The 17,219-nt window shown below is 69.8% G+C and carries 18 protein-coding genes; 9 read left to right on the top strand and 9 right to left on the bottom strand.

What is annotated here, in order from left to right; all coding sequences use genetic code 11:
- Window positions 1-39: 39 nt before the first annotated feature.
- Complete coding sequence (gene ychF / locus ACILQS_RS01335; protein ID WP_395638293.1) at window positions 40-1,116, top strand: redox-regulated ATPase YchF; 1,077 nt, start codon at window positions 40-42, stop codon at window positions 1,114-1,116.
- 45 nt (window positions 1,117-1,161) lie between these two features.
- On the opposite strand, the gene ACILQS_RS01330 is transcribed toward ychF, so the two are convergent.
- Window positions 1,162-1,659 (bottom strand): DUF427 domain-containing protein, encoded by a 498-nt coding sequence (locus ACILQS_RS01330; protein ID WP_395638292.1) that lies wholly within the window; start codon window positions 1,657-1,659, stop codon window positions 1,162-1,164.
- A gap of 35 nt (window positions 1,660-1,694) precedes the next feature.
- Between ACILQS_RS01330 and ACILQS_RS01325 the strand changes: the two genes are divergently transcribed.
- The 4 genes from ACILQS_RS01325 (at window position 1,695) to ACILQS_RS01310 (ending at window position 4,348) form a co-directional block, all read left to right on the top strand.
- Window positions 1,695-2,294 carry an LON peptidase substrate-binding domain-containing protein gene (locus ACILQS_RS01325; protein ID WP_395638291.1) on the top strand — a complete coding sequence of 200 codons (600 nt, stop codon included), beginning with the start codon at window positions 1,695-1,697 and terminating at the stop codon, window positions 2,292-2,294.
- A 41-nt stretch (window positions 2,295-2,335) separates the two neighbouring features.
- The gene (locus ACILQS_RS01320) at window positions 2,336-2,779 is read left to right on the top strand and encodes a hypothetical protein (protein WP_395638290.1); all 444 of its coding nucleotides are present in this window, start codon (window positions 2,336-2,338) and stop codon (window positions 2,777-2,779) included.
- A gap of 84 nt (window positions 2,780-2,863) precedes the next feature.
- Window positions 2,864-3,817 carry an L-lactate dehydrogenase gene (locus ACILQS_RS01315; RefSeq protein ID WP_395638289.1) on the top strand — a complete coding sequence of 318 codons (954 nt, stop codon included), beginning with the start codon at window positions 2,864-2,866 and terminating at the stop codon, window positions 3,815-3,817.
- Window positions 3,818-3,904: 87 nt separating this feature from the next.
- A complete protein-coding gene (locus ACILQS_RS01310; RefSeq protein WP_395638288.1) occupies window positions 3,905-4,348 on the top strand; it encodes a BLUF domain-containing protein in 444 nt (147 codons plus the stop codon).
- Between the two features lie 63 nt (window positions 4,349-4,411).
- On the opposite strand, the gene ACILQS_RS01305 is transcribed toward ACILQS_RS01310, so the two are convergent.
- Window positions 4,412-5,365 (bottom strand): hypothetical protein, encoded by a 954-nt coding sequence (locus ACILQS_RS01305; RefSeq protein WP_395638287.1) that lies wholly within the window; start codon window positions 5,363-5,365, stop codon window positions 4,412-4,414.
- 134 nt (window positions 5,366-5,499) lie between these two features.
- Here ACILQS_RS01305 and ACILQS_RS01300 point away from each other — a divergent pair, with 134 nt between their 5' ends.
- Window positions 5,500-7,449, top strand: a complete 1,950-nt coding sequence (locus ACILQS_RS01300; protein ID WP_395638286.1) for a fibronectin type III domain-containing protein — start codon at window positions 5,500-5,502, stop codon at window positions 7,447-7,449.
- Here ACILQS_RS01300 and ACILQS_RS01295 read toward each other — a convergent pair.
- Window positions 7,418-8,587: a flavin-containing monooxygenase gene (locus ACILQS_RS01295; protein ID WP_395638285.1), complete on the bottom strand. Its 1,170-nt coding sequence runs from the start codon at window positions 8,585-8,587 to the stop codon at window positions 7,418-7,420. The two genes, ACILQS_RS01300 and ACILQS_RS01295, sit on opposite strands and share 32 nt — an antisense overlap.
- A gap of 28 nt (window positions 8,588-8,615) precedes the next feature.
- Between ACILQS_RS01295 and ACILQS_RS01290 the strand changes: the two genes are divergently transcribed.
- The gene (locus ACILQS_RS01290) at window positions 8,616-9,404 is read left to right on the top strand and encodes an SDR family NAD(P)-dependent oxidoreductase (protein ID WP_395638284.1); all 789 of its coding nucleotides are present in this window, start codon (window positions 8,616-8,618) and stop codon (window positions 9,402-9,404) included.
- Here ACILQS_RS01290 and ACILQS_RS01285 read toward each other — a convergent pair.
- Window positions 9,398-9,985 carry a peroxidase-related enzyme gene (locus tag ACILQS_RS01285; protein WP_395638283.1) on the bottom strand — a complete coding sequence of 196 codons (588 nt, stop codon included), beginning with the start codon at window positions 9,983-9,985 and terminating at the stop codon, window positions 9,398-9,400. The two genes, ACILQS_RS01290 and ACILQS_RS01285, sit on opposite strands and share 7 nt — an antisense overlap.
- Window positions 9,986-10,096: 111 nt before the next feature.
- Here ACILQS_RS01285 and ACILQS_RS01280 point away from each other — a divergent pair, with 111 nt between their 5' ends.
- Window positions 10,097-11,050: an IS481 family transposase gene (locus ACILQS_RS01280; protein ID WP_395638337.1), complete on the top strand. Its 954-nt coding sequence runs from the start codon at window positions 10,097-10,099 to the stop codon at window positions 11,048-11,050.
- 13 nt (window positions 11,051-11,063) lie between these two features.
- Here the strand turns inward: ACILQS_RS01280 and ACILQS_RS01275 are convergent, their stop codons facing one another.
- Complete coding sequence (locus ACILQS_RS01275; protein WP_395638282.1) at window positions 11,064-11,933, bottom strand: acyl-CoA thioesterase; 870 nt, start codon at window positions 11,931-11,933, stop codon at window positions 11,064-11,066.
- Between the two features lie 20 nt (window positions 11,934-11,953).
- On the opposite strand from ACILQS_RS01275, the gene ACILQS_RS01270 reads away from it, so the two are divergent.
- On the top strand, window positions 11,954-12,610 hold the full coding sequence (locus ACILQS_RS01270; RefSeq protein ID WP_395638281.1) for a hypothetical protein: 657 nt from the start codon (window positions 11,954-11,956) through the stop codon (window positions 12,608-12,610).
- On the opposite strand, the gene ACILQS_RS01265 is transcribed toward ACILQS_RS01270, so the two are convergent.
- The 4 genes from ACILQS_RS01265 to ACILQS_RS01250 form a co-directional block, all read right to left on the bottom strand.
- On the bottom strand, window positions 12,607-14,028 hold the full coding sequence (locus tag ACILQS_RS01265; RefSeq protein ID WP_395638280.1) for a phytoene desaturase family protein: 1,422 nt from the start codon (window positions 14,026-14,028) through the stop codon (window positions 12,607-12,609). The genes ACILQS_RS01270 and ACILQS_RS01265 overlap by 4 nt on opposite strands.
- Before the next feature lie 22 nt (window positions 14,029-14,050).
- On the bottom strand, window positions 14,051-15,709 hold the full coding sequence (locus ACILQS_RS01260) for an FAD-binding dehydrogenase (protein ID WP_395638279.1): 1,659 nt from the start codon (window positions 15,707-15,709) through the stop codon (window positions 14,051-14,053).
- Between the two features lie 75 nt (window positions 15,710-15,784).
- Window positions 15,785-16,195: a globin gene (locus ACILQS_RS01255; protein ID WP_395638278.1), complete on the bottom strand. Its 411-nt coding sequence runs from the start codon at window positions 16,193-16,195 to the stop codon at window positions 15,785-15,787.
- A gap of 8 nt (window positions 16,196-16,203) precedes the next feature.
- Window positions 16,204-17,187 carry a mechanosensitive ion channel family protein gene (locus ACILQS_RS01250; protein WP_395638277.1) on the bottom strand — a complete coding sequence of 328 codons (984 nt, stop codon included), beginning with the start codon at window positions 17,185-17,187 and terminating at the stop codon, window positions 16,204-16,206.
- Window positions 17,188-17,219: the final 32 nt, after the last annotated feature.

The following is a 17,219-nucleotide window of genomic DNA, read 5'->3' as shown; positions in this document are numbered from 1 at the left end:
CGACGGTGGCCCTCTGGCACGCCGGTAGGCTCGTTCCCCGTGGCATTGACTATCGGCATCGTCGGACTCCCCAACGTCGGCAAGAGCACGCTGTTCAACGCGCTCACCAAGAACGACGTGCTCGCGGCGAACTACCCGTTCGCGACGATCGAGCCGAACGTCGGGGTCGTGAACCTGCCCGACCCGCGCCTTGCCGTCTTGGCGGGCATCTTCGGCAGCGAGCGCATCCTGCCGGCGACGGTGTCGTTCGTCGACATCGCCGGCATCGTGAAGGGCGCCTCCGAGGGGGAGGGCCTGGGCAACCAGTTCCTCGCCAACATCCGGGAGGCCGACGCGATCGCCCAGGTCGTGCGCGGCTTCGAGGATTCGGATGTCGTGCACGTCGCCGGCGTCGTCGATGCGAAGGACGACCTCGAGGTGATCACCGCCGAGCTCGCGCTCGCCGACCTGCAGACCCTCGAGAAGGCGATCCCGCGCTTCGAAAAGGAGGTCAAGACCAAGAAGGTCGAACCCGGTGTGCTGGCGGCGGCGATCGACGCGCAGAAGGCGCTCGAAGCCGGCATCCCGTTGTCCCGCGCGAAAGACGTCGACCTCGGGCTCATCAGGGAGCTGGGACTGCTGACCGCGAAGCCGATCATCTACGTGTTCAACGTCGACGAGTCGATCCTCACCTCGGCCGAGAAGAAGGATGCCCTCTCGGCCCTCGTGGCCCCGGCTCAGGCCGTCTTCCTCGACGCCAAGGTCGAGTCGGAGCTCATCGACCTCGATCCCGAGGACGCCGCCGAGCTGCTCGCCTCCACGGGGCAGACCGAGAGCGGGCTCGACCAGCTCGCGCGCATCGGCTTCGACACCCTCGGCCTGCAGACCTACCTCACCGCCGGCCCCAAGGAGTCGCGGGCGTGGACGATCCACAAGGGCGACAAGGCCCCGCAGGCGGCGGGCGTCATCCACACCGACTTCGAGAAGGGGTTCATCAAGGCCGAGGTCATCGGCTTCGACGACCTCGTCGCGACCGGCTCGATCGCCGAAGCCCGCGCGAAGGGCAAGGCGCGGATCGAGGGTAAGGACTACGTCATGCAGGATGGCGACGTGGTGGAGTTCCGCTTCAACGTCTGAGCGACGCGGGTGACTTCGGGTCCGCCGGCTGGGTACCCCGGGTGTTCACCAGCCCAGTGATCCGGGCGCCCCCTTGAAGGGCCCGACGACGGCACTCGTGATCCAGCCGCCGTAGAAGCCTCCGGGCTGCGGCTCGACGACCTCGCCGCCGACGGTGCACTCGTCCATCGGCTGCGCGTAGACGGCGACGCGATCGCGGAGTAGCTCGAACCCGGGCGACGGATGCGGGTAGTTCCACGCGCTCGCGGGCCTCACCTCTCCTCCGCCGCGCACGTCGAGATATCGCGCGGTGCCCTTGAACTCGCAGAACGACGAACCGTCGGCGTCGACGAGTGCGCCGGGCACGAAGTCCGAGATCGGGAGGTAGTAGACCGGCGGGTGGCTGGTCTCCAGCACCCGGACCACATCTCGGGTCTCGACGATGAGCTCACCGCCGAGACAGATCGCGACCGGCGCGGTGACGCGCTCGATGCGCGGTGGCCGGGGGTAGTCCCACACCGACTCCTGTCCCGGTCCGGGGGTCTCAGGGAGCGGCCTGGGCACCCGATCACTCTAGGACCGGGGTGCTTGACTGGGGTATGGCAGCGACCCCGATGTTCCCGCTCGGATCAGTGCTGTTCCCGAGCGTGCCGATCCCGTTGCGGGTGTTCGAGCCGCGGTATCTCACGCTGGTCGGGCGACTGCTCGACGAGCAGGAATCCGGGTCGGAGTTCGGCGTCGTCCTCATCGAGCGCGGGCACGAAGCCGGAGGTGGTGATCAGCGCGCCTCGATCGGGACGATGGCGCGTCTGGTGAGCGTCGTCGCGCGCGCCGACGATCTGATCATCGTCGTCCTCGGGACCCGGCGGTTCTCGGTCGAGCGCTGGCTCGACGAGGACCCGTATCCGCGAGCCGAACTCTCGATGCTGCCGGAACTGGAGTGGTCCGAGTCGCTCGCGTCCCTGCGGGCCGACGCGGAAGCGGTGGTCCGTCGCGTCATCGCCCGCGTCGCGGAGCCGGAGGCGGCTGGGGACGTCGAACTGTCCGAGGATCCCGTCGCCTCCGTGTGGCAACTGGCGGCGATGGCGCCGCTCGGCGAGTACGACAGGTACACCCTGTTGACGTCGACGTCGATGGAAGCTCTTCTTCGTCGCCTGATCGATCTGACCCTCGAGGCTGAGGAGCTCTGGTCCGCCTGAGTAGCCCGTGTGATGTCGGTGGTCCCTCCCACCCTGCGGGCATGGAGACCACCACCCCGCGCATCCTCGACCTTCTCGACCGCTGGCTGACCGCGTACGCCGCTGAGCGCACCGGCCGCCGCCGTGACCGCCTGCTTGCGGTCGGAGCTCGGGCCCGGGAGTGTCTCGAGGCGGAGGCCGATCGCATCGGGACCGACTCCGAACTGCTGATGCTCGCCTTCGAACGCGAGCGGGGAGCGCCGGATGCGGCGGCGCGGGTGATCGACGGCGACGCGCTGCCGATCCTGCTGCTCCTGCTGACGACCGAGCGGTGGCTTCCGCACGATCGGCTGGATCGTCGGGCGCAGCTGCAGGTGCTCGGGGCGCTCGGCGAGTGGCTGTCGAAGCCGCGTGTCGCGTGGTTCGGGTCGTATTGCGACGTGCTGACCCTCCAGGTCGAGGTCGATAGGGTACGCGCGCTCGAGCAGCGCCGCGCTCGTCAGTGATGCGAGTCGCCGGAGCCGATCGGGATGCCCATGCGGGGCTTTCGTCCCTGGTCGCGGGCGTCGCCTTCCCGGCACCATGGGCGCATGGCTGTCATCGAGAACTCGAAGCTCACCGTCGTCGGCGCCGGCAGCGTCGGCGCGTCCGTCGCCTACGCGGCGCTCATCCGGGGATCGGCGCGGCACGTCGCGCTCTACGACATCGCGACGGCGAAGGTGGATGCCGAGGTGCTCGATCTCGCGCACGGCACCCAGTTCACCGGTTCGAGCGAGATCTCGGGCGGATCCGACATCGCGGTGGCGGCGGGCTCGCACGTCGTCGTCGTCACGGCCGGCGCCAAACAGGACCCGGGTCAGTCGCGCCTCGATCTCGCGACCACCAACGCCGGCATCCTGGATTCGCTCATGCCGAAGCTGCTCGAGGTGGCGCCCGACGCGATCTACGTGATCGTGACCAACCCGTGCGACGTGCTCACCGTGCTGGCGCAGCGGGCGTCCGGGCTGCCCGCGAAACGCGTGTTCGCCTCCGGGACGGTGCTCGACACCTCGAGGCTGCGCTGGAAGCTCGCGCAGCGCGCCGGGGTGTCGCCGACCAGCATCCACGCCTACATCGTCGGCGAGCACGGGGACTCGGAGTTCCCGCTCTGGTCGCGCGCGACGATCGGCACGGTGCCGATCCTCGACTGGGAGGTCGACGGACGTCCCCGCATGACGGTGGCCGAACTCGATGCGATCGCCGAGGACGTACGCACCGCCGCCTACACCGTCATCAAGGGCAAGGGCGCGACGAATCACGCCATCGGGCTCTCGAGCGCCCGGATCGTCGAGGCGATCCTGCGGGATGAGCGCGCCGTACTGCCGGTCTCGACGGTGCTCGACGACGTGCACGGGGTCAGCGGGGTGGCGCTGTCGGTTCCGTCGATCGTCGGGTCTGACGGTGCGCTGCCGATCGGCGCCCTCGACTTCTCCCCGGCGGAACACGAGTCGTTCCTCCGTTCGGCCGCGGCGGTTCGTCGGGTCGTCGAGGATCTCCGATCCTGACGCCTCGATGCGCGACCAACCCCCGAACTGGGCTCTGCTCGGCTTCTGGCGCGGGTGATTGACTGGCACCGACGAAGGAGTTGCGGCATGGGGGAAAAGCCCGACCTGCTGGGGGTCGCCTACACGAGTGTGGCCTCTGTGCCATTCGACGAGGCGCAGTTGAGCAGCCTGCTGACCTGGTGCCGCGAGTGGAACGCATCGGTGGATGTCACCGGCGTGCTGCTGCACCGCGAGGGACGGTTCATCCAGTTCCTCGAAGGTCCCGAGCGGGCGGTGCGCGACCTCGTCGCCAAGATCTCCCGGGATCCGCGGCACACTCGGGTCCGCGTCCTGCTCGACGACCCGGTCGCCGAGCGTCAGTTCGCCGAGTGGACGATGGGTTTCCAGGCGCTCGACGACATCGAGTCGATGCCCGAAGGATTCCGTACGTCGTTCGACGACCTCGAGAACGGCGACGACCGCATCCTGATGCAGCAGGCGGCCCGCGATCTCACCCGCTGGTTCCGCGCGGGCGCCGCCAAGTCGGCGTAGCCCTCCGACACGACGACGCCCGCCTCCGCGAGGAGACGGGCGCCGTGCCGAGCGGGGTGGGGATCAGCCCGCGTTCTCCAGCTCGTACGCGTCGCGCAGGGACTCGATCTCGGCCTCGATGTCGCCGAGGTTCTCGGGATCGGTCAGTCCGCACTGCTCCATCTCCTGGTCGACCTGGAGGGTGAGGCCCTCCTTGCCGTCGGCGTGGGCGTCGGCGACGGATCCGACGCGGATCTCGTTCGCGGCTGACTGCTGGTTCACGGCGGAGACGTCGCTGCACAGGTGGTAGACCTTGCCGGCCGGGGTCCAGGCGACCTCGTCGGAGCCGGTCAGTTCGGTGACGATCGCGGTGTACTCGTCGATCTGACCCTCGTTGGCGATCTCTTCTTCGATGACGTCTTCGGTGTTGGCTTCCTGCGAGGCCGGGTTCCACTCGATGCCCAGCAGCACGGCGGCGACGAGCACGACGGCGCCGACGGCTCCCGCGAAGCCCTTGGTGCGGCTGTCGAGGTTCTTGTTGAGCAGGATCACGATGATGATCGGCACGAACGCGATGATCGGGATGAGCGCGCCGAGCTGGTTCTGCACGAAGAACTTGAACTTCTCCTGGCGCGACGCGGGGTCGGCCTGGTTCGCGGCCTTCCAGAGCTGCGAGCCGATGACCACCAGGATGCCCATGACGACGAGCAGGCCGATGAGCGCCCAGAACAGGTACTCGCTGGGGATGAACCCCGTGACCGGTTCGCCGTCGACGTTGGTGCCGCGCACCTGCGTCAGCAGGTACCAGATGCCGAGACCCTCGAGGATGATCGCGAGGCCCCAGAGGATGAAGGCGATGACCCGCTTCGTCGTCGCGCCGGCCTTCGCGTCGTCGCTGGCCTTCCAGCCCTCGCCCTCGCTGACGCGCTTGTCGGCTTCCGCCTTGATGGCGGCCCGCTCCTTCGCGGTGGTCTTCGGCGCGGGTGCTTCGGCCGCCTCGACGACCTTCTTCCCGCTCTTGCTGGTGCGCTCTGCCATGGGGGTTCTCCTTTACTGAGAATCAGCTGGGCGACAGCATAGCGGCGCGCGGAGAAGCGCTCGGCTCGAGAACTGCCCTGGTTCTTCTGATCGATATAGTCGAGCCGGGGATCGAGAGAGGGCACTTTCACGCAATGACGCTGGGCCTGCCATCTTCTTCTCCTCGGTCCCGTCATGGGTCGCTCGCTGTCGTCCTCGCCCTCGCCCTCGCCCTCGTGCTTCCGGTGGTTCCCGCCCACGCGACCGATCCGGACCCTCTCGCGGCGCGCCTGCTTGCGGAGCCGTACACCTCCACCGGGGTGCGGGTCAGTGTGTCGAACATGGCGAGCATGGCCGGCCTCGCGACTGACGGAACGACGGTCTACCTGCTCAACGGGTCGTCGGGGGATGTCATCACCACCCCGCTGTCGGCGATCCCTCTCACGCCCGGCGGCAGCGTCGCGGCGACCGGCACGGTCCATGACGTCGCCTGGGGTGGCGCCAACCCGTCGCTGCCGGGCGACATCATGAGGTTGAGCCTCTCCTACAGCCACGGATGTCTCTTCATCACCAGCGATGACAACACCGAGGGCTCGATCCGGCTGTACTGCATCGACGTGTCGGACTGGTCGGTGACTGAGATCCCGGTTCCGGCGGCCCATCCCTTGCCCGAGGGGCGCTATTACACGTACAGCAGCTTGATCGACTTCCCCGACGGGCGGATCGGGAAGGTGTCGCGGTACACCGGAACGTCCGGGGCGTGGATCTCGATCCTCCGCACCTACGCCGTCACCGGAAGCGGGAAGGGCGTCGCGATCACCTGGTCGCAGGACTATGAGATGGCCGACTCGGCGTCGGACGAGTGGGCGCGCGACGAGCACGGCATCGCGACCGACGGCACCTACCTGTACCGGATCCAATGGCGTGATTTCACCCCGAACTTCAAGACCTGGGCGCTCGACGCTTCGGCAGTGGGGCAGGTGGTTGCGAGCGGGCAGTACACGATGCCGTTCGACAACATGCACTATCTCGCCCACAACCACGTCGAGAACTCGTATCTCGTGGGTCACTACGCCGGCTCGTCGTTCTTCATCACAGCGGCCGCCGACCCCGGCCCCGGGCCGGGCAATCCGCTCGAGCCGTCGTTCGCATCGCCCGTCGCGAGCACCTCGGGGTGCACCGTGCAGGTGACCAACTTCGACGCCGGTTTCACCTGGGCCGGCTCGGCGACCGATGGGGCGGCGGTGGCCGTCGACTCCACGGGTCTCGTCACCGTCTCGGGCCTGAGCCGTGGTTCCGATGCGACGGTGACCGTGCGCGCCACGCGTTCCGGATACCCCGACGGCACTACCACCTTCGTCTGCGCGGCGCTTCCGCTCGCGGTCCCGAGCGCCCCGCTCGCGGTGACCGTCAAGGAGGAGGATGCGCAGCTCTCGATCGGCTGGACGAGTCCGTCCGACGACGGGGGCAGCCCAGTCACCGGCTACCTCGTGCGCGTCTCGGATTCGGGCGGAACGCCGATCCCGGGCGCGACGTGCTCCGCGACCTCGGTCACCTATTGCACCGTCGCGGGACTCACTCCGGGTATCGATTACCGCATCGAGGTGCGGGCTTCGAACTCGATCGGTGACGGTCCGTGGTCTGCGGCCTCTACCGCATCGCCGGGGATCCCCGTCGGAATCGTGCTCCCGACCGGCCCCGAATCCGCCGATCTGACTCTGGATGACGCGACGCCGACTGTCGGCGGAACGATCCGCCTGGTCGCCGAAGGATTCCGCCCGGGTACTCAGGTCGACTTCTGGATCCACTCGACGCCGCAGCTGCTCGGTTCCGTGGTCGCCGACGGATCGGGGATCGCGCGGCTTACCGTGGGTCTTCCCGCAGGGCTGGTCGGCGGGCACACCGTTCAGGCGGTCGGGATCGCGCCGTCGGGTGCCGCGTGGAACCTCGCACGTGGCTTGACGATCTCGTCGCCGTCGGTTGCCGGTCTGGCGGGCACCGGAGTCGACACCGCCCCCGGTGTGACGCGTGGGCTGTTGCTCGTCGTGCTGGGACTCGTCGTGCTTGTGGTCGTCAGCCGTTCGCCGCGGTCTTCGCGGCTCTGACCACCTTCGCGATCTTCGTGGCGTCGATCCCGAGCTGCCGGAGGTTGCCGGTGAGCGGGTTCGAGTACCCCAGGAAGAAGAGCCCGGGGTGGGCGGCGAGCTGCGCCGCGCCGTTGATGAGCGGGCGTCCCGTGCGGGCGAGCACGCCGAGGTCGCCGACGAGGGGTTCGAGTCCGCGCTGGAACCCCGTCGCGAGCACGACCGCGTCCGGCGTGAGCGATGTGCCGTCGGCGAGCACCACGGCATCCTCGGTGAACCGCACGACGGAGGCGACCACTTTGACGCCACCCGCCTTGAGCGCCTTCAGCAGGCCGACGTCGATCGTCGGGGTGACGTCGTCGCGCAGCTGCTGGGTGGCGATCCCGCGCGGCGCCTTCGGGATGCCGTAGCGACTCAGGTTGCCGACGGCGACCTTCTGCAGCAGGCCCGACAGTGCGTCCTGGGCCTTCACCGGCAGCGGCGCCATCGACAGGATGAGCGCCTGACTCGGGATGCCGGCCACGGCGCGCAGCACGATGTTCGGCGGCGTGCGCATCGCGAGCGACACCCGCACGCCGGTGTCGGCGAGGTCGGCGGCGATCTCGGCGCCGCTGTTGCCGGGGCCGATGACGAGCACGTCGCGCCCGCCGAGAGCGACCGGGTTCTGGTACGCGCTCGAGTGCACGACCGTGCCGGTGTACTCCGCGAGCCCCGGGATGTCGGGGAGCTTCGCGGTGTGGTTGTACCCGGTCGCGACGACGACCGTGTCGGTGGCGATGACACCGACCTCGGTGCCGCGCCGCCACGACACCTGCCAGCCGTCCTCCGCCCGCTCGACGACCGTCGCCGTGACGCCGAGATGCACGTCGAGGTCGTGGAGGTCGGCGTACTCGGCGAGGTAGCGCAGCACGTCGTCGCGTGCGACCCAGCGGCCGTAGCGGCGCGGGATGCGGTAGCCCGGCAGTCCGGAGAGCCCGCGGGAGGTGTGCAGGTGCAGACGGTCGTAGTGGCCGGCCCAGCTCGCGCCCACCCGATCGGCCTTGTCGAGCACGATCGCGTCGACGCCGGCGCGTTTCAGTTCGGCGGCGGCCGCGAGCCCGCCGGGGCCGGCTCCGAGGACGACAGCGGGCACAGCGGTCGGAAGGGCGTCATCGCTCACGGCAACACCTTATGGCTAGCGTGGGCCCATGGATCTCCAGCTCACGGGCAAGCGCGCGATCGTCCTCGGCGGCACGAAGGGCATCGGCCGCGCGGCGGCGGAAGCGCTCGCGCGAGAAGGTGCCACGGTCACCGTCGCCGCGCGGCATGACGTCGAGACGATCGCCGCCACGATCGCCGCGGAGACGGGCGGCACCGTGCACGGTGTCGCGATCGATTCGCGCGACGACGCCTCGGTGCAGTCGGGAATCGCCGCCGCCGTCGCGGCGATGGGCGGCGTCGACATCCTGGTGAACACCGCGGCGGCACCGTGGTCGGCCGCGAAGAACACCGTCGCGACCGAGACGAGCGACGACGCGATGCGGCAGGAGTTCGAGGAGAAGGTGCTCGGCTACCTGCGGGCGGCCCGCGCCGTCTCGCCGCACCTCGTCGCGGGTGGGTGGGGGCGCATCATCAACGTCAGCGGACTCGGTGCCCGCAAGACCGGATCCGTCGCCCAGACAGTGCGCAACATCAGTGTCGCCGCGATCACCAAGAACCTCGCCGACGAGCTCGGACCGCTCGGCACCAACGTCTCGGTCGTGCATCCCGGCCTCACCCGCACCGAGGGCGTCGCCGCGCGGATCGACGCCGCGGTCGCCGCCGGCACCCCGCTGGCCGAGGCCGAGCGGGTGCTCGCCGGCAATCTCATCGGGCGGGTCGTCACCCCCGCCGAGCTCGCCGACGTGATCGTGTTCCTCGCGTCGCCGAGGAGCGTCGCGATCACCGGCGGCGCCGTGGATGCCGGGGGCGGCACCCCGGGCGTCGTCACCTACTGAGCGGGCCGGTCCGCCATCCCCGCCAGCAGGGCTTCGCGGAGATCGGGCTCGAGCTTCGGCGGCACGTCGACCTCGACGCCGAGGGCGTGCAAGGAGCGGCTGTAGAAGTTGCGGGCCGCCGCCGCGATCGTGATGTCGACGATCTCCCGGTCGCTGAAGCCGTGGTCGCGCAAGGTCGCGGCATCCGCCTCCGTCATCGCCGACGAGTCGAGGCTGAGCCGCTCGGCGAACTCCATCATGGCGACCTCGTCGGCCGGGAGCCCGGCCGTGCGGAAGTCGCGCGCGATGCGCTCCAGTTCGCCGGCATCGATGTACTTCAGCGACTTCTGGCCGTGCGCGAGCCGGCAGGCCGTCGAGCGCAGCGCCCCGGCGGCGGCGAGGGTCACGAGTTCGTAGCGCCGCATCCCGAGCCCCGGCGCGACGGACTTGATGAGCGCTTCGAACGCGCGCACCGCTTCCGGGTTGAGGGCCATCGCGCGGGTGTGCGAGGGCACATACCCCAGGTGCTCGCGGTCTTCGGCGTAGAGCTCGGCGGCGAGGCCGGCGACCTCGGACTCGTCGGGCGTGCGCAGAATCGTCATGCCGCAGAGCCTAGGTGTACTCGGCAGAGACGTTGGTGACGCTGCCGTTGTGAAACGGGGAGACCTCCTGGCTTAGTGGAGCTGTCTAGTTCTTCACGGCCAGGAGGTCTCGTGTCTCACGGTAATGCGCGGTTGAACGTCCGCGGGAGGTTGCTTCTCGTTGAGCGGGTCGTAGGTGATCGGCGTCCGGTGTCGCATGTGGCGGCCGAGCTCGGAGTGTCGCGGCAGTGCGCTCACCGCTGGGTTCGTCGGTTTCGCGACGAGGGTGCAGAGGGATTGGTGGATCGGTCGTCGCGTCCGCATCGATCGCCGCGGAAGACCCCGGCGGATGTCGAGCAGCGGGTGCTGGCTCTGCGGCGGGAGCTGCGGGTCGGGCCGGCGCGGCTGGCGCAGGAGTTGGAACTTCCAACTCGGACTGTCGGGGCGATCCTGCACCGCCATCGAGTCCCGCGGTTAGCGGAATGCGACCCGCTGACGGGGGTGGTGATCCGCGCATCCCGCAGCAGCGGCATCCGATATGAACGTGAGCGTCCCGGCGAGCTGGTCCACATGGACGTCAAGAAACTCGGCCGGATCCCGAACGGTGGTGGTTGGCGAGCTCACGGCCGAAGCGAAGAGGTCCGCGGGCGCGGCATCGGGTTCGACTACGTCCACTCGCTCGTCGATGACCACTCCCGACTCGCCTATTCCGAGATCCTCACCGACGAGAAGGGAACCACCTGCGCAGGATTTCTGCTGCGAGCAGCCGCCTACTTCGCCGACCACGGCATCCGACGGATCGAGCGGGTGATGACCGACAACGCCTTCGCCTACCGCTACTCGCTCGCCGACGCGGTCGCCCAGCTCGGAGCGCGACAAGTATTCATCCGGCCTCACTGCCCCTGGCAGAACGGCAAAGTCGAACGCCTCAACCGCACCCTGCAAAACGAATGGGCCTACCGGCAGATCTTCACCTCGAACGCCGAGCGGAGCGCAGCACTTGCACCCTGGCTCGAGCACTACAACACTCGACGCATCCACTCCGCCCTCGGAGCCCCACCGATCAGCCGACTGTCACCAACGTGACTGCCGAGTACACCTAGAGCACCGGCACGCGCACCATGCCCTCCTGGGCCACCGTGGCCAGGAGGGTTCCGTCGCGCGAGAAGATGCGACCGAACGAGAGTCCGCGACCGCCGAGGGCGACGGGGGAGGCCTGCTCGTAGAGCAGCCACTCGTCGACGCGGCCGTCGTGGTGCCACCACATCGCGTGGTCGAGGCTCGCCGCCTTCAGCCCGGGCGTTCCCCACGAGACGCCGTGGGCGCGCAGGATCGGCTCGAGGATCGCGTAGTCGCTCGCATACGCGAGCGCCGCGCGGTGCAGGTTCGGGTCGTCGGGCAACGTGCCGATCGCCTTCATCCACACCGCCTGTTTCGGCGAACGCTCACCCTCGCCCGGGAAGTAGACCGGCTGCTGGATGTGGCGGATGTCGAAGGCACGCTGTGTCGACCAGAACTTCGCGACCGGATGATCGGTGCCCCCGAGCGCCTCGGCGGTGCTCGGCAGCGACTCGGGCTCGGGCAGCCCGGTCGGCATCTCGACGGAGTGCTCGAGGCCCGGGTCGCGATCCTGGAACGAGGCGATCATCGACAGGATCGGCTCGCCGTTCTGGTAGCACTGCGTGCGCCGCGTCGCGAACGACCGGCCGTCGTGGATGCGGTCGACCGAGAAGGTGATCGGCTGCTCGACATCCCCGGGGCGCAGGAAATAGCCGTGCATCGAGTGCACGATGCGGTCTTCGGGGACGGTGCGGGTCGCCGCGATGAGCGACTGGGCGAGCACCTGTCCGCCGAACACGCGGCCGCCCGGCATCCATTGGCTCGGCCCGGTGAAGATGTCTTCGCGGGTGCGCGCTCCGGTGTCGGTCAGGTCGAGGGCGGCCAAGAACCCCGCCAAGGGATCGCTCACGCGTGTAGCTTAGGAGCCGAATGAGCGCCTTCACCCTCACCGACGCCCCCTCCCTCGACGATCTCCAGGTCTTCCTGTCGCGCGCCGCGCGGGTCGAGGAGGGTTCCGTGCGCCTGATCGCCGGATCCGGGGTGCTCGCGGTCTACTGCTCGGTGTTCACCCCGGCGGGGATCCTCGACGAGAGCGCGACGGTGCTCGGGCTGCGCACGCTCGCGCTGACCGAACCCGCGGCCTTCGACGCCGTCGTGCCGGTGCGCTCCCTGCTGCAGCGCCTCGAGCACGCCCAGGCGGACGGGACGACGACGATCGGTCTGCCGATGGAGGTCAACACCGCGACCTGGGCCGCGATCTCCCCGCCCCGGGGCGGCTGGCAGGCCCGCGGCGAGGTCGCGCCTGCGTTGCTCGACACCGCCGCCCGCGCCGGCATCCGCGAGGTCGCCTCGGCCATCCCCGACGGGGCGGGCGAGCAGATCGTACGGAAGGTGCGCTCCGAGGTCTGGGGCCGGCCGATCCCGGGTGCCGAGCACATCCCGTCGGGGGCCGCCTTCGCGGGGTTCGCGCTCGGCTTCCTCGGCGAGGATGCCGTCCGCGTCTACGAGACCGGACCGTGGACGCGGCTCAGCACGCAACGAGGCCACGTGCTGGTCAAGCGCCGCGCCTGGAACCTCCTGCGCTAACCCAGCCGCCGGAGCACGGTCTTCGCCGCGTTCCAGCCGCCCATGCCGTGGACGCCGCCGCCCGGAAGAGTCGAGGAGGAGCAGAGGAAGAGGTCGGGCAGCGGGGTCGCCCACGGGGTGAGCGATACCCGGGGGCGGGAGATCAGCTGGCGCCAGTCGGTGGCTCCGCCGGCGATGTCGCCGCCGACGAGGTTGGCGTTGTAGCTCTCGAGCCCGGCGGGCGTGAGCACATGGCGGCCGAGCGCCCGGTCGCGGAATCCGGGGGCGTGCTGCTCGATGCGGGCTTCGAGGATGTCGGTCGCGTCGAGGTCGCTGCCGTACGGGATGTGGGTGTAGGCCCAGACGGTGTGCTTCCCCGCGGGCGCGCGGCTCGCATCGGCGACGCTCGCCTGCACGAGCAGCACATAGGGCTCGTCGCTCATCGTGCCGCGGGCGGCCGCACGCTCAGATGCGGCGACGGTCGCGCCGGTGCCGCCGATGTGCACCGTGCCGGCTCCGGCGAGTTCGGGGTCGAGCCACGGGATCGGGCCGTCGAGCGCCCAGTCGGCTTTGAACACCGCGGGCCCGTAGCGCCAGCGGCCGAGGCGTGCCGCGTAGCGGGCGGGGAGCCGGTCTCCGGCGAGGTCGAGCACCTGCCGCGGAGTGAGGTCGAGGATCGTCGCGCGGGCCGAGGGCAATTCGGCCAGCGAGGTCACGCGATGCCCCGTGCGCAGCTCCCCGCCGAGCGACTCGAGCCGGCGCACCAGGGCGTCGGCGATCGACTGCGAGCCGCCGACGGCGACCGGCCAGCCCACCCCGTGCGCGAGTCCGCCGAGCAGCAGCGCGATGGCGGAGGTGACGGGTTCGTGCAGGTCGACGGCGCCGTGCACGGCGAGTCCGGCGAAGAGGGCGCGCGCGGGCTCCTCGCGGAAGCCGAACCGATTCGTCCAGGTCGCCGGCCACAGGCCGTTGAGCCCGACCTCGAACAGTTCGCGGGGTGCCCGCGGGGGCAGAGCGGTGGGATCGAGGATGGAGGCGACGAGCCCCTCCCAGCGGTCCCCGAGTCCGCCGAACACCCGACGCCAGTGGCGGCCGTCACGGCCCAGCCCCGCCGCGGTGTCAGCCGCCGAGCGGTGCAGCAGCACCGAGCTCCCCGGCGCGAGGGTGTGGCCGAGGGGAAGCGGCGGATGCGCGAACTGCAGCCCCTCACGGGCGAGGTCGAGCGCTCGGAATGCGGGGGAGGCGAGCCCGAGCGCATGCACGGTCGAGCCGAGGTCGTGCCGAAAACCCGGGAGGGTCAACTCCTCGGTGCGCAGGCCGCCGCCGGCTCGCTCGGCGGCTTCGAACAGCACGACCTTCCAGCCGGCCTGCGCGAGGGCGACCGCGGCCACCAGTCCGTTGGGGCCCGCCCCGACGACGACGGCGTCGAGGTCGGTCATGCGCAGGTCCCGGGCGGCGTCATCAGAGCGCGTCGACGATCGCCCGACCAGCCTGGCGGCCCGAGAAGAGACAGCCGCCGAGGAACGTGCCTTCCAGCGACCGGTAGCCGTGCACACCGCCGCCGCCGAACCCGGCGACCTCGCCCACGGCGTAGAGCCCCGGGATCGGAGTGCCGGACGCGTCGAGGGCACGCGCCGAGAGGTCGGTCTGGATGCCGCCGAGGCTCTTGCGGGTGAGCACGTGCAGTTTCACCGCGATGAGCGGTCCGTGCGCCGGATCGAGGAACTTGTGCGGCTTCGCGACCCGGATCAGCTTGTCGCCCCGGTAGCGGCGGGCGCCGCGCAGGGCGGTGATCTGCGCATCCTTCGTGAAGGTGTTGTCCATCTCCCGGTCGCGGGCCTCGATCTCATACTTCATCTCGAGCACGTCGAGCTCGATGCCGGGGGAGAGCTTCTTCATCCCGGCGAAGAGTTCGTCGAGCGTGCTCGCGACGACGAAGTCGGGCCCGGCGACCTTGAACTTCTCCACCGGCCCGGTCGCACCCTTGCCGAGGCGCTGCTTCGCGAGTTCGCGCACGCTCTTGCCCGTGAGGTCGGGGTTCTGCTCCGAGCCGGAGAGCGCGAACTCCTTCTCGATCACCGACTGGGTGAGCACGAACCAGGAGTGGTCGTGACCGGTCGAGCGCAGGTGCTCGAGCGTCCCGAGGGTGTCGAACCCGGGGAACAGCGGCACCGGCAGCCGGCGTCCCGTGGCGTCGAACCACAGGCTCGACGGGCCCGGCAGGATGCGGATGCCGTGGTCGGCCCAGACCGGCGTGTGGTTCTGGATGCCTTCGACGTAGTGCCACATCCGGTCGCGGTTCACCAGTCGCGCACCCGCGGTCTCCGAGATGCCCAGCATCCGGCCGTCGACGTGGGCGGGAACCCCGCTCAACATCGACGCGGGCGCCGTGCCGAGCCACTCGGGCCACCACTGGCGGACGAGGTCGTGGTTGCCGCCGATGCCCCCGCTCGCGACGACGACCGCGGCGGCCTCGAGGGCGAACTCGCCGACGGTCTCCCGCGAGGAGGCTTCTCCGCGTGCCGCGTCGGACGGCTCGAGGATGCTGCCGCTCGCCCCGGTGACGACGCCCTTGGTGACGGTGAGCGCATCCACTCGGTGCCGGAAGCGCAGGTCGACGAGGCCTTTCTCCTGGCCTTTTCGCACGGCCGCGAGGAACGGCTCGAGGATGCCGGGACCGGTGCCCCAGGTGATGTGGAAGCGGGGGACCGAGTTGCCGTGGCCCGTCGCCGTGTAGCCGCCGCGCTCCGCCCAGCCCACGACGGGGAAGAACTTCACGCCCTTGTCGGCGAGCCAGCGGCGCTTCTCTCCGGCGGCGAAGGCGAGGTAGGCCTCCGCCCACTGACGGCCCCAGGAGTCCTCGTCGTCGCGGTCGAATTCGGCACTCGCGAACCAGTCCTGGCGGGCCAGATTCTGAGAATCCTTGATGCCCATCCGCCGCTGCTCGGGGGAGTCGACGAGGAACAACCCGCCGAACGACCACCACGCCTGACCGCCGAGATTCGACGCGGGCTCCTGATCGAGCACGATCACCCGCTTGCCGGCTTCCACGAGTTCGGCGGTGGCCACGAGTCCCGCCAGCCCGGCTCCGATGACGATCACGTCCGCATGCGCAGTCATACCAAGTCCCTTTCCCTGAACTGGAAGGCTACGGGATGGCCCCCGTCCGGGCGTCATCCTCGCGGCGGAAAATGACTAGTCCTCGTGGGTGTTCACCATCGCGTGCGCGGCGCGCTCGAGGTAGTCCCAGAGCATGTTCTCGTGCAACGGCGCGAGCCCGAGCCCGTTGACAGCGACCCGCATGTGGTGCAACCAGCGGTCGCGGGCATCCGGATTCACTTTGAACGGGTTGTGGCGGATGCGCAGCCGCGGGTGGCCGCGCTCCTCGCTGTAGGTGCCCGGGCCGCCCCAGTACTGCTCGAGGAATCCGGTGAGCCGCTGAATCGCGCCCTCGAGGTCGTCCTCCGGGTACATCGGCCAGAGCACCTCGTCGGTCTGCACGCCCTCGTAGAACGCGCGCACGAGCTTCTCGAACGTCGCCCGCCCGCCGACCTCGCGCCAGAAGGTGCTGCCGACGGGTTCGCCGCCGGGGCCGCTGCGCAGCATGAGATTGTTCACTTCTTGCCTCCGGTCGGCAGTGGCTTCGTCGCAGGCGGCTTCGACAGACCCGGGATGACCGGGGTGTCGCTCGATCCTTCGGTCGTGGGGGCGCGCACGGTGGCGACGTTGAGCGAGGGCAGGCGCAGTCCCATCGCATCGAGGGTGCGCTTCACGCGTGAGCGCAGCTCGCGGGCGACGTCGTCCTTCGAGCCCGCCCGCGTCTTCACGACCATCCGCAGGATGACCGCCTCGGACGAGATCGACTCGATCCCCCAGATCTCGGGCTGCTCCATCATGAGCCGCTTCCATTTGCCGTCGGCGCGCATCTCGACACCGGTCTGCAGCATCCGGTCCTTCACCGCGTCGATGTCGGCGTCGTAGGGGATCGCGAGGTCGAGGATGACCCGCGCCCAGCCCTGCGACATGTTGCCGACCCGCAGGATCTCCCCGTTGCGCACGTACCAGAGGGTGCCGTTGACGTCGCGCACGGTCGTGACCCGGATGCCGACGGCTTCGACGACGCCGGTCGCCTGCCCGAGGTCGACGACGTCGCCCACCCCCAACTGATCTTCCGCGACGATGAACAGACCGTTGAGCACGTCACGCACGACGTTCTGGGCGCCGAAGCCGAGGCCGGCACCGAGGGCCGCGGTGATGAGCGAGAACGCCCCGGTGGCGTTGGGGTCGATCGCCGAGACGATGAGCACGAGCGACACGAGCACGACGACCGTCGTCACGGTGCTCGACAGCACGCCGCCGAATGCGCGGGTGCGTTGCACGATGCGCATCGCGGCGACCGGGGATGCCTGCAGCGCCGCGGTGTCCTCGACGTTCTGCTTCTTCTTCACCCCGCTGATGACGCGGTTGACGACCCGCCGGATGACGATCTGCAGCAGGAGCCGCACGAACAACGCGACCAGCACGATGAGCCCGATCCGCACGGGCAGGCTCCAGCCCGTGTTCATGAATCCCTCGAGCCACGCCCAGAACTCCGTCATGCCTTCATTCTCCCGGAGCGCTCCTGGGCGCC

The sequence above is a fragment of the Pseudolysinimonas sp. genome (assembly GCF_044239695.1).
Taxonomy (GTDB): domain Bacteria; phylum Actinomycetota; class Actinomycetes; order Actinomycetales; family Microbacteriaceae; genus Pseudolysinimonas_A.
The sequence above is the reverse complement of the archived record's forward strand: the minus strand, read 5'-3'. Positions and strand labels throughout refer to the sequence as shown.

Coding starts and splice junctions, on each gene's coding strand:
- ACILQS_RS01310 (WP_395638288.1), top strand. CDS start 3,905: ATGGGGGAAAAGCCCGACCTGCTGGGGGTCGCCTACACGAGTGTGGCC.
- ACILQS_RS01285 (WP_395638283.1), bottom strand. CDS start 9,985: ATGACGATTCTGCGCACGCCCGACGAGTCCGAGGTCGCCGGCCTCGCC.
- ACILQS_RS01300 (WP_395638286.1), top strand. CDS start 5,500: ATGACGCTGGGCCTGCCATCTTCTTCTCCTCGGTCCCGTCATGGGTCG.
- ACILQS_RS01320 (WP_395638290.1), top strand. CDS start 2,336: ATGGAGACCACCACCCCGCGCATCCTCGACCTTCTCGACCGCTGGCTG.
- ACILQS_RS01290 (WP_395638284.1), top strand. CDS start 8,616: ATGGATCTCCAGCTCACGGGCAAGCGCGCGATCGTCCTCGGCGGCACG.
- ACILQS_RS01270 (WP_395638281.1), top strand. CDS start 11,954: ATGAGCGCCTTCACCCTCACCGACGCCCCCTCCCTCGACGATCTCCAG.
- ACILQS_RS01315 (WP_395638289.1), top strand. CDS start 2,864: ATGGCTGTCATCGAGAACTCGAAGCTCACCGTCGTCGGCGCCGGCAGC.
- ACILQS_RS01265 (WP_395638280.1), bottom strand. CDS start 14,028: ATGACCGACCTCGACGCCGTCGTCGTCGGGGCGGGCCCCAACGGACTG.
- ACILQS_RS01255 (WP_395638278.1), bottom strand. CDS start 16,195: ATGCTGCGCAGCGGCCCCGGCGGCGAACCCGTCGGCAGCACCTTCTGG.
- ACILQS_RS01305 (WP_395638287.1), bottom strand. CDS start 5,365: ATGGCAGAGCGCACCAGCAAGAGCGGGAAGAAGGTCGTCGAGGCGGCC.
- ACILQS_RS01260 (WP_395638279.1), bottom strand. CDS start 15,709: ATGACTGCGCATGCGGACGTGATCGTCATCGGAGCCGGGCTGGCGGGA.
- ACILQS_RS01325 (WP_395638291.1), top strand. CDS start 1,695: ATGGCAGCGACCCCGATGTTCCCGCTCGGATCAGTGCTGTTCCCGAGC.
- ACILQS_RS01250 (WP_395638277.1), bottom strand. CDS start 17,187: ATGACGGAGTTCTGGGCGTGGCTCGAGGGATTCATGAACACGGGCTGG.